This is a genomic window from Chengkuizengella sediminis (assembly GCF_010078385.1).
GTDB classification, from domain to species: Bacteria; Bacillota; Bacilli; order Paenibacillales; family KCTC-33759; genus Chengkuizengella; species Chengkuizengella sediminis.
This window is the reverse complement of the sequence record NZ_SIJC01000001.1, coordinates 819,809-836,255: the sequence shown is the minus strand read 5'-3', so window position 1 is coordinate 836,255 and position 16,447 is coordinate 819,809. Positions and strand designations below refer to the sequence as shown.

The 16,447-nt window shown below is 31.0% G+C and carries 20 protein-coding genes; 19 read left to right on the top strand and 1 reads right to left on the bottom strand.

Going from position 1 to position 16,447, the window contains the following annotated elements:
• Positions 1-238: 238 nt before the first annotated feature.
• From EPK97_RS04140 to EPK97_RS04115, 6 genes are all read left to right on the top strand, one after another.
• Positions 239-1,720 (top strand): phospholipase D family protein, encoded by a 1,482-nt coding sequence (locus EPK97_RS04140; RefSeq protein WP_240903673.1) that lies wholly within the window; start codon positions 239-241, stop codon positions 1,718-1,720.
• An 89-nt stretch (positions 1,721-1,809) separates the two neighbouring features.
• Complete coding sequence (locus tag EPK97_RS04135; RefSeq protein ID WP_162035310.1) at positions 1,810-3,156, top strand: ATP-binding protein; 1,347 nt, start codon at positions 1,810-1,812, stop codon at positions 3,154-3,156.
• A 9-nt stretch (positions 3,157-3,165) separates the two neighbouring features.
• A complete protein-coding gene (locus EPK97_RS04130) occupies positions 3,166-3,819 on the top strand; it encodes a response regulator transcription factor (protein WP_162035309.1) in 654 nt (217 codons plus the stop codon).
• Between the two features lie 149 nt (positions 3,820-3,968).
• A complete protein-coding gene (locus tag EPK97_RS04125; protein WP_162035308.1) occupies positions 3,969-4,397 on the top strand; it encodes a hypothetical protein in 429 nt (142 codons plus the stop codon).
• Positions 4,398-4,419: 22 nt separating this feature from the next.
• The gene (locus EPK97_RS04120) at positions 4,420-5,610 is read left to right on the top strand and encodes a DUF2157 domain-containing protein (RefSeq protein ID WP_162035307.1); all 1,191 of its coding nucleotides are present in this window, start codon (positions 4,420-4,422) and stop codon (positions 5,608-5,610) included.
• Position 5,611: 1 nt separating this feature from the next.
• Entirely contained in the window at positions 5,612-6,130 is a 519-nt protein-coding gene (locus tag EPK97_RS04115; protein ID WP_162035306.1) for a GDYXXLXY domain-containing protein, read from the top strand.
• A 427-nt stretch (positions 6,131-6,557) separates the two neighbouring features.
• On the opposite strand, the gene EPK97_RS04110 is transcribed toward EPK97_RS04115, so the two are convergent.
• A complete protein-coding gene (locus tag EPK97_RS04110; protein ID WP_162035305.1) occupies positions 6,558-6,872 on the bottom strand; it encodes a hypothetical protein in 315 nt (104 codons plus the stop codon).
• Positions 6,873-7,087: 215 nt separating this feature from the next.
• On the opposite strand from EPK97_RS04110, the gene EPK97_RS04105 reads away from it, so the two are divergent.
• From EPK97_RS04105 to EPK97_RS04045, 13 genes are all read left to right on the top strand, one after another.
• Positions 7,088-7,735 carry an HAD family hydrolase gene (locus EPK97_RS04105; protein WP_162035304.1) on the top strand — a complete coding sequence of 216 codons (648 nt, stop codon included), beginning with the start codon at positions 7,088-7,090 and terminating at the stop codon, positions 7,733-7,735.
• A 113-nt stretch (positions 7,736-7,848) separates the two neighbouring features.
• Complete coding sequence (locus EPK97_RS04100; protein WP_162035303.1) at positions 7,849-8,322, top strand: DinB family protein; 474 nt, start codon at positions 7,849-7,851, stop codon at positions 8,320-8,322.
• Entirely contained in the window at positions 8,312-8,836 is a 525-nt protein-coding gene (locus EPK97_RS04095; RefSeq protein ID WP_162035302.1) for a cysteine hydrolase family protein, read from the top strand. The genes EPK97_RS04100 and EPK97_RS04095 overlap by 11 nt, the downstream gene beginning before the upstream one ends.
• Before the next feature lie 175 nt (positions 8,837-9,011).
• Positions 9,012-9,731 carry a YebC/PmpR family DNA-binding transcriptional regulator gene (locus EPK97_RS04090; protein WP_162035301.1) on the top strand — a complete coding sequence of 240 codons (720 nt, stop codon included), beginning with the start codon at positions 9,012-9,014 and terminating at the stop codon, positions 9,729-9,731.
• Positions 9,732-9,899: 168 nt separating this feature from the next.
• Positions 9,900-10,571 carry a ribose-5-phosphate isomerase RpiA gene (gene rpiA, locus EPK97_RS04085; RefSeq protein ID WP_162035300.1) on the top strand — a complete coding sequence of 224 codons (672 nt, stop codon included), beginning with the start codon at positions 9,900-9,902 and terminating at the stop codon, positions 10,569-10,571.
• A gap of 66 nt (positions 10,572-10,637) precedes the next feature.
• A complete protein-coding gene (locus EPK97_RS04080; protein WP_162035299.1) occupies positions 10,638-11,060 on the top strand; it encodes a VOC family protein in 423 nt (140 codons plus the stop codon).
• A 936-nt stretch (positions 11,061-11,996) separates the two neighbouring features.
• On the top strand, positions 11,997-12,266 hold the full coding sequence (locus EPK97_RS04075; protein WP_162035298.1) for a LysM peptidoglycan-binding domain-containing protein: 270 nt from the start codon (positions 11,997-11,999) through the stop codon (positions 12,264-12,266).
• Between the two features lie 232 nt (positions 12,267-12,498).
• Positions 12,499-12,729: a hypothetical protein gene (locus EPK97_RS04070; protein ID WP_162035297.1), complete on the top strand. Its 231-nt coding sequence runs from the start codon at positions 12,499-12,501 to the stop codon at positions 12,727-12,729.
• A 316-nt stretch (positions 12,730-13,045) separates the two neighbouring features.
• On the top strand, positions 13,046-13,732 hold the full coding sequence (locus EPK97_RS04065; protein WP_162035296.1) for a hypothetical protein: 687 nt from the start codon (positions 13,046-13,048) through the stop codon (positions 13,730-13,732).
• A 74-nt stretch (positions 13,733-13,806) separates the two neighbouring features.
• Positions 13,807-14,382, top strand: coding sequence for a hypothetical protein (locus tag EPK97_RS04060; protein ID WP_162035295.1), 576 nt, complete (start codon positions 13,807-13,809; stop codon positions 14,380-14,382).
• A gap of 90 nt (positions 14,383-14,472) precedes the next feature.
• Positions 14,473-14,904 (top strand): VanZ family protein, encoded by a 432-nt coding sequence (locus EPK97_RS04055; protein ID WP_338075647.1) that lies wholly within the window; start codon positions 14,473-14,475, stop codon positions 14,902-14,904.
• 18 nt (positions 14,905-14,922) lie between these two features.
• Positions 14,923-15,369, top strand: coding sequence for an NUDIX hydrolase (locus EPK97_RS04050; protein ID WP_162035294.1), 447 nt, complete (start codon positions 14,923-14,925; stop codon positions 15,367-15,369).
• A gap of 89 nt (positions 15,370-15,458) precedes the next feature.
• A complete protein-coding gene (locus EPK97_RS04045; protein WP_162035293.1) occupies positions 15,459-16,274 on the top strand; it encodes a DNA alkylation repair protein in 816 nt (271 codons plus the stop codon).
• The last annotated feature ends 173 nt before the right edge of the window (positions 16,275-16,447 follow it).

Here is a 16,447-nt window from a genome sequence, read left to right as displayed (position 1 = left end):
ATCATTGTAAATGGTGAAAATATATAGCGACAAAACTCTATGAGTCTCAAACCAGATAAATTTTACAGAGTGGTGAAGAATCTTAGGGTACTAGAAAATGATAGTACTATATATTTAGGAACATCATGATTAAACTATTGGTAAGATTAAAAATAAATTTATCCTTTAGTTTTGAAGCAAAATAGAATTCCAAATGACGGTTTGAATTTAATATATAGTAAGGAGTGAAAATACGATAATGAAAGAAAGATACCCTCTTGTGTATACTATGAAGATATTTAAGGTTGTATTTTCAATTGTTCTTGTGATATATATGTGTATTTCTATATATGGTGTTTATAAACCGTTACCTGAAGGAATATCTGTGAATGGTGATAATCATAATGTATCAAATGTAGAATTTTTAAACGATTTAACTTATCAAAAAGATGGAAGAATCGTGCATGAGCAAGAAATATTTGATCGTATTTACAATATGATTGATGAAGCAGAAGAATTTATTTTAGTGGATGCTTTTTTGTTTAATGATGAATATGTAAGACAAAAGGCACAAATTGTTTCTGATGAAATGTCAACTAATGCTGAATCAGGCACTTATCCAAATATCTCTGAACAACTAACAAATCACTTGATATTAAAGAAACAACAGCAACCAGATATTGAGATCGTTTTTATCACAGATGAAATCAATACATTATATGGCTCTTATTCATCACGTTTTATCGAAGAACTAATAGAAAATGATGTAAAAGTGGTATATACAGATATGACGAAATTACGCGACTCTAATCCTATTTATTCAGGTTTTTGGAGATCTTTTGTACAGTGGTTTGGAACATCTGATCAAGGGTGGATAACGAATCCTTTTAGTTTGGATTCACCTGATGTCTCACTACGATCCTATTTAGAATTAGTCAACTTTAAGGCAAATCATAGAAAGGTAGTTCTTACTGAAAAGGAAGCAATTGTTAGCTCGGCAAACCCTCATGATCCAAGCGGATATCACTCGAATATTGCATTTGTAGTGAAAGGTGGAATTTTACAAGATATTTATGAAGCTGAACGTGCAGTAGCAAAATTATCAGGATTAGAGTTAGCAAATAGAAAATTTACAGATATTGAAAAAGGGGATATAAAGGCTAAGTTAATAACAGAAGGGGAGATTGGAAAAGAAATCTTACAAAACATACTTGATACCTCTACTGGGGATGAGATAAAATTGGGAGTATTTTATTTATCTGATCGAAAAATCATTGAGTCTTTAGCAGAAGCTGCTGAAAAAGGTGTAAAGATACAAATGATTTTAGATCCTAATAAAGACGCTTTTGGAAGGAAAAAGAACGGTATCCCAAATCGTCAGGTTGCTAGTGAACTATTAAATAAAGGGAAGGGTAATATAGAGGTGAGATGGTATGATACTCAAGGAGAACAATATCATTCTAAATTTTTAATTATTAACAAAAAACATGAAACAATAGTAACAGGTGGATCAGCTAATTTCACAAGAAGAAATATTCGCGACTATAATCTGGAAATGAATATTCAATTCATCATTCCACATGGGCAGGCACTTGAAATTGAGATGAATTCATATTTCTCAAAAATATGGAACAACGAAGAGGGACAATATACTGTTGAATATAAAAAATATCAAGATGATTCAAAGTGGAAGAAAGTACTTTATCGAGTTCAAGAATTTACTGGGTTATCTACTTTTTAAATAAGTGGTGGATTTGTGGTATTTATTGGTTGAATATTGTAAAATCATCAAAAAGGAATAGAAACTGTACTGAGGAAGTGGAAATTTGTATGTTATTTGTTTTGATTGCTTTATGGGGCATTGCCCTTATACTATTAAGATTTGATCCAAAAAATATTTCGATCCGCTGGTTAAGTGTACTTTTATTTTGTGGTGGATGTGGGGCCATTGCGATTCTAATTGGAGAGCAGCTTCTTCCTTTTGTAAGAGAGCAAACTGATACTGTCGTACTGCAATCTATATTATATAGAATTCAAGTTACTTGCTCTGGATTTTCTTATTATGGGATTCCTTACAGCTATATCCTGTTTTCTTTATATTATCAACCTATATTTGTAAACAAGCGTTGGTTTAAATTTATTCCGTATATATTATCATTACCGATTGTACTTATGTTGATATTTACTCCTGTTTATCCTGTTACAGATGTAGAGTTGTATCCATTATTAGCATCTTGGTCTGTTTTGTATGTTTTATTTGGAAGTATTTTAATTTTATCAAAACGTGAGGAGCTCCCAGATTTAAAAAGGAATCATATACTTACAAGTTTATCCATCATACCTACAGTGCTGTTTGTATTAATAATGAATTATGTTTTGCCTAGTTTTGAAATTTATCGAATGTGGAAATATAATACTTGGATTGTCATTTACGGTACGATTGTATTTATTTTGGCTATCTTCAATTATGGATTTTTAGGAATGCAAATATTAATAGAACGAAAAAAATTAGATATTACACTTCAAGCGATCACATCAGGAACTGCAATTTTAAATCATGCCATTAAAAATGATGTAGGTAAAATGAGATTGTTCGGACATAAAATAAAAGCGTATGCTCAAAATACGGAACAAAAAGAACTTGAAGAAGATATTGATGTAATTTTAAAAGCAACAACACATATTCAACAAATGATTCAAAAAGTGCAGCATCAAACACACGATATTCTTTTAAAAAAGGGTAGTTATAACCTTAAAGACATGATTGATGAAACCTTGGAAAATACACGTCCTTACTTTAATCAAATCAAAGTCATATGTTCAGTAGATGAAAATATAAATTTATTCTGTGATAAAACACATGTAATGGAAACTCTCCATAATATTGTAATGAATGCGATTGAAGCGATGCCAGAAGGTGGAGAGATAGAGATGATTGGTTATGAAACGAAACAGATTCACGTATTAGAAATAAAAGACACTGGTTTTGGTATAAACAAAAATCATTTAAAAAAAGTGATGGATCCATTTTTCACGACAAAAACAAAGGATACGATGAACTTTGGATTAGGATTGGCTTACGTGTATAACGTGATGAATAAACATGGAGGTTCACTGGATATCAAAAGTACAAGAGATGAAGGTACTACGGTAATTTTAAAATTCCCTAAAAGTTAAGGAGAGCATATGGATAAAATAAAAATTTTAATCGTAGAGGATGATAAAGATTGGAGAAGGGGCTTATCTTCTTTTCTATCAGCTGAATCTGACTTAGAAGTTGTGTCACAGGCGGAAAATAGGGAAGAAGCGATGTTAGCTATAAGAACAGTGGAAATCGATGTTGTATTGATGGATATTTTGTTAGCGAATAGCATAGAGGGTATTGAAATCACAGCAGAAATGAGCCAACAATATGGAGCCAGAATTATTATGCTAACGTCTCTTGAAGAAAAAGAAATGATGTTTAGTGCTTTTCGTGCTGGGGCACTGGATTATATCATAAAATCAGACTTTGAAAAAATTCCTGATTCCATTCGTTCTGCCTATCAAAACCAATCCCCCATAAATGCACAAGCTGCGGAACAGATTCGAGAGGAATTTAAACGATTAAAGAAATTAGAACAAGAATATAAAGTGAAAGAAATGCGAGCATTGATCACACCTGCTGAGTTAGAAATATTAAACTTGATTTATCAAGGGAAGACACAAACTCAAATATCAGAATCTTTAGTTGTATCTATACGGACAGTAAAAAATCATGTAAGTAATATACTACGAAAATTGGAGTTAACCAGTAGTAAAGAAGCAGCTGAGAAGGCAAAAGAGATGGGGTTGTTTTAAAAAAATTAATGACTTAGAAATTTGTGAAAAAATGGTACTAGAAAAAGATAGTACTATTTTTTTTACTGATTTTTTTTATAATAAAAGAAAAATACAATTAAAGCATATAGATATGGGTAAACACCCCTTATTAAAAAGGAGGAGTAAAGTTGACTAAGAGTGAATCATGGATACGTTTGGGTTTTGATTTTTTAAAAAGAAAAATAATTGTAAGTGCAATCAGTATCATTGTCATTTTGGCTATAGAGTTCGCCATCTATACACTTTATTATGGTGAAAGTACTCATGCATTAAAGGAAAACTTATCTTTGATAACGGCGTTTCAAATGGTTTTTATGGTTGTTCCATTGATCGTCATTGCTATACCTATTTCAATTTTATCAGATGTTGTAACTGATCAAATATATAAAGATAGTCGCAAATTTATCGCTTTTTTCCTACATGTTATGTTATTTACAGTCATCAGTTTACTATTTGCGAATGGATTTCCTATAGTTATGTTAGTTGTCGGTTTAACTGGAGTTTTATATTGGATGATAGATGAATTTATTAGAGTTTATTTATTTAAAATGGGTTGAAATTTTATAAGGTGGTGTAATCATGAGAAAATTATTACAAAAAGAAGGTTTAGGATGGGTTGAAAAACAAATTATTTCAAACGAGCAATATAATCAAATACTTGATTTGTATCAAGAAGAACAGGATAAACGTTCTTTTAAAATTATACCCATATTAGCTAGTTTATTAATTGGATTAGGGATACTAACTTTTATTGCTTCTAATTGGTCATTAATCTCAAATCCTATAAAATTATTAATCATTGTAATTGTGATGTTAGGATTTTACGAATTTGGAGAACGAATGATTGGTAAAGGATCTTTAGTTATGGGTCATTGCTTTATATCATTAGGGGTTGTTACCTTTGGTGCAGGAATCTTTTTAACCGGACAGATGTTCCATTTAAGTGCAGATGATGTTACGTCATTTATAATATGGGGATTTGCAGGGTTAGCAATGACCTTTTTATATCGAAGTTCATTACTGTTTTATTTAACACTTGTGATTTTAAATTTATCGCAAGGAATTAGTTTGATTACGTATGAACAATTTAGTAATGTTACATTTATTTTGTTAGTGATAGGTCTCGGGTTATTTGCATTTAAGTATAGACATCATATTGTAATTTTATTGTTGTCTACTTCTGTTTTTATTCAATCATTGTTTTTGTTTTCAAATTATGATATTTCTTGGATTTGGATGCTTGTCCCAGTTTATTTATTTTATATGTTGGCGGATATTTTCCCTAAAGATGATTTCTTTTCAATATATAGGAAATTAAGTTTATTATTCGTTTTTATGTTTGCATTATTCATGGTTTTATATCGAAGTTCTGAATCTTTTTCAGTCTTTCATTTTATAACATTTTTGGTTATTGCTTTGATTTCAATTGCATTTAAGTGGAAGAATAATCGATTATTTACGGGGTATGAATGGGTCATAATGATTCCAGTTTTTTATTTGATTCCATTAACAGATGTTATCTATATATTTATGATGTATTTCTTCTCAATGTATTTATTATGGCATGGTTTTAAGCTAAGAAATAGAACGATTGTTAACTTGGGAAGTTTCTCGTTTTTATTCAGTACACTTGTAGCATATCTCAATTTGACTTGGGATTTTATGCCGAAATCAATCTCATTCATACTCGGTGGCGGATTGCTGTTTGGAATTTACTTCATATTGCAAAAACAAAAGAAAAAATGGCTAATTGATAGCGGAGGTGATTGAATTGAGATCTTCTAAAAGAGGTTGGTTTATTGTAGTTCTCCTATTCCAAGTTTGTTTTTTAATATCTATTTCTCTTAGTAATTATTCTGTGGAATGGTTTGGGAAGGAACTACGTTTGAAAACAGTACCTGTTGATCCTAGAGATTTATTTTACGGTGATTATGTCGTTTTAAATTATGAGATAAATGACATACCTAAAACGTTATGGCAAGAAGTTAAATCTCCTGTTAAAGGGGAGAAAATCACAGTTAGATTAATCGAAGAGAAGGGTTATTATACAATCGAATCTATTGGTCAAGGTAAACCAGAGGGTGCAGTGGAAGATCACATTTATCTTGAGGCAGTGGTTTCACATATTAGAGGGGACTCCATCTTTGTGGAATATGGCATAGAAAAGTATTATGTTCCTGAAGGAGAAGGTAAAGAGCTTGAAGAACAAAGAGGAGAGTTTGATGTAATTGTGAAAAAAGCGTCTTGGGGGAATTTGAAAATTTCTCGGATTGAATTCATAGAAAGTTGAATTCGAGCAAGTTATAATGATATAGAATCGTTCATTATTATTAAATAGCTTATATATTCTAATTGTGATTTTCTCAATCATTATAGGAATAAATCGATTCAAATAATAGAAGTTAAATTTAAGATAATTCATAAGATAAACATTGATCAATTTACTCGATATGTGAAAAAAATGATGAAATAGATGAAAATAACGATGGCAGTCTTCCTTAAGAAGATACCATCGTTATTTAAATTTATATAAAAAATGATTACACCTTACATTTCAACTGAACCCAAGCTATAGAATATGTGATGACTGATTTTTAATGTATAAATTCTAATTTATTCCATATGTTTTTGTGTGGAGCTAGTATAACTATTTAGGTGTGAAATGTAAGTCACATCATTTTTTGTTTTATATAAATTTGATCAGCTTTTTATTTCAATTATTCAGCAGACTCTTCAGTTGTTTCTTCATCAGTAGCTTCGTCTTCTTCAGATGGATCTGCATCAACAGCTTCTTCCTCTGTACCTTCTTCTTCAGTAGTTGCATCTTCTTCAGTAGTTGCATCTTCTTCAGTTGCATCTGCATCAGCAGCTTCTTCCTCTGTACCTTCTTCTTCAGTATTCATTTCTTCATTTTGTTGACCTTCTTCTTGCTGCTGATCCTGTTGATCTACATCTGTTTCCTCTGGTGTACAAGCTGCTGCAAAAATAGTGATAGCTCCTAGAATCGCAAAAATTTGTAATGCTTTTTTCATTTTTTGTTTCCCCCTGATTTTTTTTTGATACAACACTTATTTTAGTTTCTTAACCTTAAAATTACATTAAATTTGCATTAAAATGATATAAAGAATGAATATAGAAAATCTTGAGGAATCTTTAAAAGCTTATTAATGAATAGTTCCAAATTAGCATTGTAATCTATTGTTAGGAACAATATACTAACATGAGACTATGAAAAGCAGGTGCTAAGATGAACTATAACATAATACTATTTGACCTAGATGGAACATTAACAGATCCCAAAATTGGTATAACAAAATCAATACAATATGCTTTGGCTAAATTTGATATTGATGTGAAAGATTTAAATAAACTTGAACCTTTTATAGGTCCTCCGTTGCATGAATCTTTTATGGAATACTACTCATTTGATAAAATACGGGCAAAGGAAGCAGTAGCTTATTATAGAGAGTATTTTTCTGAGAAGGGTTTGTATGAGAATAAAGTATATGATGGAATGATTCATTTGTTGGAGGAGTTAACAAAGCAGAATAAACAATTGTATGTAGCGACTTCAAAACCGACTTTTTTCGCTGAGAAAGTTCTAGAACATTTTGATATTAAAAAATACTTTCAATTCACCGGTGGAAGTAACTTAGACGGAACGAGATCGGACAAAACTGAAATCATCCAATATTTAATAGAAAAAGAAAACTTGAATATCAGTGATATTGTCATGATTGGTGATCGAAAATATGATTTAATCGGAGCACAGAAAAACGAAATTGCATCCATTGGTGTTGGATATGGTTATGGAAGCAAACAAGAATTATTAGATAACAATCCTACTTATTATGTAGAAACAATCAAAGAACTGTTGGATGTTTTGGTAAGATAAGAACTTTATTTCATATCAAGAAGTAACGTTTAAAGGATGAAATAGAACACATGTTTGATTTATATCACTTCCCATGATAAAATATTCATATTAAGTAAGGGGAGATTTGATTTATGAATTATTATGAAATCATAAAACAATATAATGATTTTACAAACTTTGTTACATCTTTAAATAAGTTACCTGATCAACTATGGTTAGATCCAATTGCACAAGGGAAAGTATCTATTGGTGAGATCATTGGGCATTTATTAAATTGGGATACATATATAATTGATCATACAATTCCTGCTGTAAAAAGTGGAGAAAATATGGAATTTCCCGAATTTGATTCTTTTAATCAGATTGGATATGAGCTCGCTAGTAAGAAATTCTCTAAAGTTGATTTAATCAATGAATTTGTAGATACGAGAAAAAAATGTTGTGAATTGTTAATGAATATGCCCTTTGAGGATTTAACTAGGAAATTAAACCCTAACTCGTTACTCTACCTTATTGAAGAATTAAACGAACATGATGAACTCCATTTAAGTCAAATTATGAATAAATTAAATCAAGAGCGAAGGAATCTGGATCATGCAAAATAATACTGCCTTATTGATTATAGATGTACAAGTCATCATGTTTACATATGATGGAGGAAGTTTACATAACAGTGATAAAATTTTAAATAATATTCATGTATTATTGACGAAAGCTCGTTCTTCTAAAATACCAGTCTTTTATATTCAACATACGGAAGCACCTAACCTAATTGAGAGTGAAGAAGGATGGCCAATTCATCCAAAAATAAAACCGCATGAACATGAGATGGTTATTCAGAAAAGTACATGCGATTCATTCTACAAAACAGACTTACATGAACAGTTACAAGGAAAAGGAATAGAAAACCTAATTATTGTTGGAATGCAAACAGATTTTTGTGTTGATACCACCTGTCGACGTGCCTTTAGTATGGGATATAATAATATATTAATAGAGGATGGACACTCCACATTTGACACAAAAATATTAAAAGCAATACAAATTATAGAACATCACAACAGTATTTTAGGTGGAAGGTTTGCTGAATTAAAAGCTGCCAATGAAATTGAGTTCTAAATTAAATCAACGATGAGTAGAGTTTATGGATAAACAATTTGCTTGCATATTTAATAAATGAACAAATTGAAATAAGGTGAAACAGTTGATTTTAGTTAGCAATATTCATTTTAATAAATCACCCAATTAAGGTATAATATATTTGATTTAAAGAATGAAAGAGAGTGAATCATTTATGGGTCGTAAATGGAATAATATTAAAGAAAAAAAAGCATCAAAAGATGCAAAAACAAGTCAAATATATGCAAAGTTCGGTCGTGAGATTTATGTCGTAGCAAAACAAGGTGAACCTGATCCAGAGTCAAATCAAGCTTTAAAATTCGTACTCGAGCGTGCTAAAACATACAATGTTCCAAGAGCGATAATAGATCGTGCGATTGAAAAAGCAAAAGGTGGTTCGGACGAGAACTTTGATAAACTTCGTTATGAAGGTTTTGGACCAAATGGCTCCATGATTATAGTAGATGCATTAACGAATAACGTAAATCGTACTGCACCAGACGTACGCTCTGCATTTAATAAAAACGGAGGAAACATGGGTGTCAGTGGCTCAGTGGCTTATATGTTTGATGAAACGGCTGTCATTGGTGTTGAAGGAAAATCAGCAGATGAAGTGTTAGAAATATTAATGGAAGCAGATGTAGACGTGCGAGATATACTAGAAGAAGATAATGCAGTAATTGTTTATGCAGACCCTGATCAATTTCATGCTGTTCAAGAAGCCCTCAGAAGTGTCGGGGTCTCTGAATTTACTGTAGCTGAAATAACAATGATTGCACAAAACGATATAAGTCTTTCAGAAGAAGTACAAGTACAATTTGAAAAGATGATTGATGCATTAGAGGATTTAGAAGATGTTCAGCAAGTGTATCATAATGTAGAGTTCGAGGAATAATAGATGATGAAAGCAGACCTTTAATATGAATTTAAAGGTCTGCTTTTTTGTATCTCAAAAGATATCATTATGGAAACCATATTACATCACAATAAATAAAGTAATGAATTATACTATCAGAACAAATAAATTATGAGGGAATTTATTTAGGGCAGGAGGTAATCACGCATGAATGTAAAAAAATTAGCAGGAGAAAAGGCAGTTGAGTTTGTGAAAGAAGGAATGATCATTGGATTAGGCACTGGTTCTACAGCCTATTGGACAGTACAAAAGCTTGGTGAACTAGTAAAGAATGGTTTAAATATTAAGGGGATTCCCACCTCAAAAAGTACAGAAAAATTAGCACTTGAAATGAATATACCTCTCGTTTCATTTTCTGATGTAAATCACATAGATATTACCATTGATGGGGCGGATGAAATAAACCCTACATTAGATTTAATAAAAGGAGGAGGAGGCGCACTACTAAGAGAAAAAATCGTGGCTTTTGCTTCCAAAAAACTTGTTGTTGTTGCAGATGAATCAAAGTGTGTGAAAAAGCTCGGTTCGTTTCCCTTACCTGTAGAAATTACCCCGTTCGGGTATGAAGTAACGAAAAGAGAAATACAAAAATTAAAATGTCATACAAAATTAAGAAAAATAAATAAGAATGAAGCTTTCATCACAGATAATCGAAACTATATTTTGGATTGTTACTTTGAATCAATTATAGATCCATTGCATTTACATACTAAACTAAATCTGATTCCGGGAGTAGTTGAAAATGGCTTATTTGTAAATATGACTGATCAAGTCATCATTGGATATAATGATGGAAAAGTAAAAGTGTTGGATAAATAAGAATAAATAAAAAGATATAGAATAAACAGATCAATGAACTATCCAATTTGAAGGAGTGGTTAAACCATGAAACAATCAATAGTACATATTGCTTTAGTTGTTAGAGATTATGATGAGGCTATAGACTTTTATACGAAGAAGCTTAATTTTACATTAATAGAAGATAGTTATCAAGAAGAACAAGATAAGCGTTGGGTTGTTGTTTCTCCTCCTGGTTCCGTTGGAACAACAATATTATTAGCTAGAGCATCAAAACCTGAACAAGAACAATTCATAGGTAATCAGACAGGTGGGAGAGTATTTTTATTTTTAAATACCGATGATTTCTGGAGAGACTACAAGGAAATGATGGCTAAGGGTATAGAGTTTGTTAGAGAACCTAAAGAGGAATCTTATGGTAAGGTGGCTGTATTCAAAGACCTATATGGTAACTTGTGGGACCTTATTGAGCTGAATGAAGACCATTCAATTTCAAAACGCATAAAATAATTTAAATAGACTAACACCTCAAAAGACCAAATAATAATCATTAGTTGTTCTTCAAGGCCATATATGGATAGTGTTCGGGTTGATTTCAATTCGTCTATTGCTTGGGATATTTAACTAAAGAAGAACAATAACAATAAAATTGGGAGTCACTAATCTTATCTTTCACAATCTGGCACACTTCTTGAAGAAGGTGTGCCTGTTTTCAAATCAAGGGGTACGGCAGCGATTTCTTCCTTTTTGGGTCATTCGTGAAATTGTTTAATAGAATTCGTGAAAGAGAACGGTTGCTCTCTAATTGGCAGGTTTAAATGAGTTCAGCAAACTAAATGGTATGATTTTCGAATGAATAATTTAACAAAATACATATTCTGTAAAAATATTGCGGGTGGTCCGAAAAAGTGCAAAAAGTTGCCATACCCCATATACACTATTTATTTTAATTTCCCCGGCCAGTTGTTGGTTGCACCCATGATTATACCCCAAGTAGTTTATAAACGGACCAGAAACTGAACGACGAAGTGAAAGTTTTATTATCAGAAAAGATGCCCAAATCTATCTAAAAAGCTCCTTCCGCTAAATTCAGTGAAAGAAGCTTTTATATTTTAAAGAAGGTAAGCAAAGGTGCCTTTTTGATCAAATCATTGGTGACTTCTTACTTTCATCTTATTACATTACATTCCCTGTTGATACAGACAAATGTGGAGTTTTATATAACCTTAGACATAAGTCCACTCATGGATGACATCCCATTCATACGATATCAAATAAAATAACGAACTGAGCTGATCCCTATGGGAGAAGGTATTATTAAGGGGAGGCAATCACCGACTGAAATAGATTTAATCTCAGCTATGCAGTAACAAGATTTTTACCACAATAAAATTTCAATTGAAAAACATATTCATACATTAATATTGGGTACTAGGAGGTGAAATAATGATTACTCATATTGTCAGAGGAGGTGAGAATTTGTTGAGCATATCACAAAGATATAGAGTATCTGTTAGATCCATTGTGGATCAAAACAATATTACAAATGCAGAAACTTATGAAGGAGACATATTGCTTATTCCAGTATCTACTGATTCAGAATCATATCAACAAACTAGAGAACTTGCAGATGCCAATGAACTCACAACTCCCAAACCTAAACCGAGAAAACCGTCTCCTTTCGCTGGAAAAAGAAAACGGTTTTTTTGGTCTTAATTAACCCTGTCATGTACCCGCTATACACTTGTTTTGGAAATCCCGAAGGAGACACTTGCGGGATTTCTTTATTATTATGGTCTAAAAGTCTACTATCTTTATCAAAATTATGATTAAATAGAAAAAGTCATTGAAGGTTCCCAACAAACCACTTAATTAATATTTGGAACCATTATTATTTAAATCAATTGTTAGGTAACAATATTTGTATGTAGGGAGAAAGGGTGATCATTTGAACAGTATATTGTCGATTCAAGGTGGTATGGCTGGAGGAAAAACCACTTTAGCTAAAAAGTTAGAAAATCAACTTAGCGATGTTTATGTTACATATGAAAATCCATATCCCATTATTAAATTAAGGGAGTTAAAGCATTTAGATATAAGCACTAAGGTAGGATTTATTGAAAATCAACGATTATTTATTGAAGCAGAAATTAAGGGGTCTTCTGCCAGGAATAGATAAAAACTAAATAGTTAATCTTAAAAAAGTAGAATCCATTTTGATTAATTTTTTCCAAAGTGGATTCTTTTTGTTTGTGTTTGCATATTATACTCTCGTTAATCGGCAAGTTCTCTTTGTGAAAAAGTATAGCTTTATTTCTATTTGTGGAATTGTGTGTTAGATACTTTACATTGACAATTCATTTTAAAAGGAAATAAAACTTTTTAAATGAACAGCAGTATATACATATATATAAAATTTCCAACTTATTTCAAGTTTTCACAAAAGATACAGAAGGATTAGTTTAGATCAAATGATGCTAAGGGGATAAATAAATATGAAGAGATACAAAATTGTTTATTATATATTTCTAGTTCTATTAAGCATTGTATTAATGGGAAATACGAATAATAATTCGACTCCTTTCAGTGAGAGAATGTTTCCACCCATACATACAGAATTTACTACTTTTCATTATTCAGGTTTCATCATCTTATTCCTGATGTATTATGGTTTTAAAGGACTTTTATCATTAAAAAAACATATAACAAATATTAGAATAAAGGCAATTATTTTAGCAGTTTTAATCCCTCTTTTAATGACTCAATTATGGGAAGATGGGATAAAAATTTATAAAAGTAGCTATCATAATTTAAACGCAATTTACAGTTATTATGAGGAGAATAGTATTTCGTATAGATCTGAAGATAATGGAGCTTATATTACAGGTACAATTCATTTAGAAAACCTTAGTGACGAGAAGCAAGATTTTTTTATAAAAATAACTTTGCCTTCATATTGGGATGATAGTATAGTTGATAAGGAACTTTTTGCTTTAGAGGAGGATTTAGAGAGCAAAAAATCTTTTACTCTATATCCTAAGCAAGAAAAGGTGATAGAATTCGTATTAAATGGAAGTTTATTAATTGAAAATACCAGTGTTAGTGGCTCTACACATCTATTTGAATACACACTAATTCACGGAAAAGAAGAAGTTAATTTTGTAGGTGATCGATCATTCTAATCTTTAAGAAAAAATTAAGTGATCGAGAAGAAACAACAAATTAATATTATTGGATTTATAAAAAGGAGACATCTATGAAAATACCATGGTACATTGGAATTATTGCTGCTATCATTGTACTTATCTTGGGCATTGTAATCACTGTTTTGAACGTTAGTTATTTGTTTAAAATAGACAGTTTTCCCACTGTAATCGTTCCGGGCGAAAATGAAGTGGAGCTAGAACAACCCGGTGATTATACTATTTTTTATGAATATGAAATTAATCAAATAGATATTGGTTTTTTTGAGATGAAAAGTACACATAAATACAATTATGTTATAGATAAGATTAAAGTATCCGTAATAGATTTGGAAACACGGAATGAAGTGAAGTTAAGACCTCAGCAAAATTCAACATACAGTTTAAATGATGTTGAAGCCAGTTCATTGTATGATTTTACAATAGAGAGTAGTGGCAGTTTTAGAATTATTACCAGCACAGAAAATTTACCGCATAATGTGATTAAATTGACAGTTGTTCATAATTTCTTAGGTAGCATTTTAAGTGTTTTTGTTTCCATAGGAATAACGTTTTTGGTTACAACAATATTGGTAGCAATATCTATTTTTATAAGATTGAGATCAAAAAAAGGACAAATTAGTAAGTAAGGAATCACTCTTTATTAGGTTTTGAAATGTTATGATTATAAGGTCTGGAATGATCACAAAAAATTCTACTTTCATATAGGAGATGCACAGGTGAAAACTTTACTACGAGGAATCATAGCTATATTAATGATATATTATTTGTTCATTTTAATTTACTGGATGTTTGTAGGGTTTGGAAGAACTCAAATTAATAATGGTTTTAGCTACAACTTAACGCCTTTCAGTACGATAAAGCAATATTTTTATTATTATGATCATTTCGATCCTAAAATCTGGATTATTAATATAGTAGGTAATATAGGAGTATTTATTCCTTTTGGAATATTTGGACCTTATGTACTTAGACTTAATGTTATTAAATTTATTTTTACTTTTATCTTAGGTATTACATGTTTGGAATTTTTACAGTTAGTGTTGAAAAGAGGTAGTTTTGACGTTGATGATATTATATTAAACACAATTGGAGCATTGATAGGTTTTATTATATATAAAAGTGTGCAAAGATCATTGGCAAAAAAATGATAGGATGAAGGTGACAACATGAACCAGCCAATATTTTACGGTTCTGTACATGTATTGTTTTATCAAAATGAAAATGAAGTCTTACTTTTAAAAAGGCAGAATACAGGTTTTGAAGATGGTAAGTGGGGTACAGTTGCAGGGAAAATAGATGGTAAAGAGGAAGTTGTTTCAGCTGCAATTAGAGAAGCCAATGAAGAAGCAGGGGTTATTATTGATTCAACTGAGGTTCATGTAGTCGGAGTGATGCATCGGAATAATATAAAAAATGAATGGATAGATTTTTACGTTAAAGTTGACTTATGGCAGGGTGAGATAGTGAATGCAGAACCAGATAAATGTGAAGAACTTAAGTGGTTTAAATTGGACAAGTTGCCTGATAACATGATTCCTTGTATTAGAAAAGCCATTGAAAAAAATCATAAACAAATGTGGTTTGATAGTTTTGGATGGGAAAATAGCAAGTAGATTTAAATCCAGAAGAAATAAATTTTTGAATGGTATTATATATTAAATTTGAAAGAAAATAGAGAATGAAGTTGAGGAAGTGATTATAGGTGGAGCTTGAACAATCCATTCTTAGTAAAGATGTACAGTGCATGCTAAACAATCTCAAATCACAAGCTACTAATCATGCTGAGACACCTAAACAAGTTGTGAAAAACAAGACTTTAAAAATGATTAAAAAATTATTAGTAACTAAAGAGTCCATATATGACTTTGGTATGTTATTAGCAAACTCAAATGATATTACAGGTGAAGAATTGGGTTCAATATTAATAGCGGAGCAATTTGAAATAAATCCAAAAGAAGTAAATAATACACTACTCAGATTAGCTGAGAGTGATCATTGGGAAGTTAGAGAATGGGTGGCTAGTGCTTGTTCCATTATCTTAGTCAATCACTTTCATGAATATTATCAAATCTTCTATGAGTGGACAAATAATGAATCACCTAATGTTAGAAGAGCTGTCACTGTTGCAGTTAAATATGTAAGTAAATTAAAGAATCAGGAGATGGCTAATCAACTTATTGATTTGATAGAACCACTTCTAAGCGATCAAAATCCTTATGTGAAAAAGAACCTAGGTGCATTTGCCATTGGTGACGGTTTGTTAAAATACTATCCGAATCAAGTAATGGAGAGAATGAACGATTGGATAAAAATAGACGATGAAATTGTAAGGTGGAATATAGCTAAAATATTTTCTTCCGCAGAAGGAATGAAATATATTGAAGATTCGATTGAATTATTTAAAGTACTAACAAGTGATTCAAGACCGACAGTAAAAAGAGCAGTGAAGAGCACAATCAATGGGTTAAAGAAACGGAATTTAGAGATATATAGTAAATACTTTGAACAAGGAAACTAGACTTTTTAGATTAGTTTTTTACTTTATTTTAAGATCAAATTGTAGTCTTACTTACTAAACTACGTGTTTCATATACATTCCTCTATATCACTCTTACCTTTATTTTTAAACAAAACATTAAAGCACAACATGAAATATAAAAGCGAACCTCTGTGATACTTTTTACTGTCCAA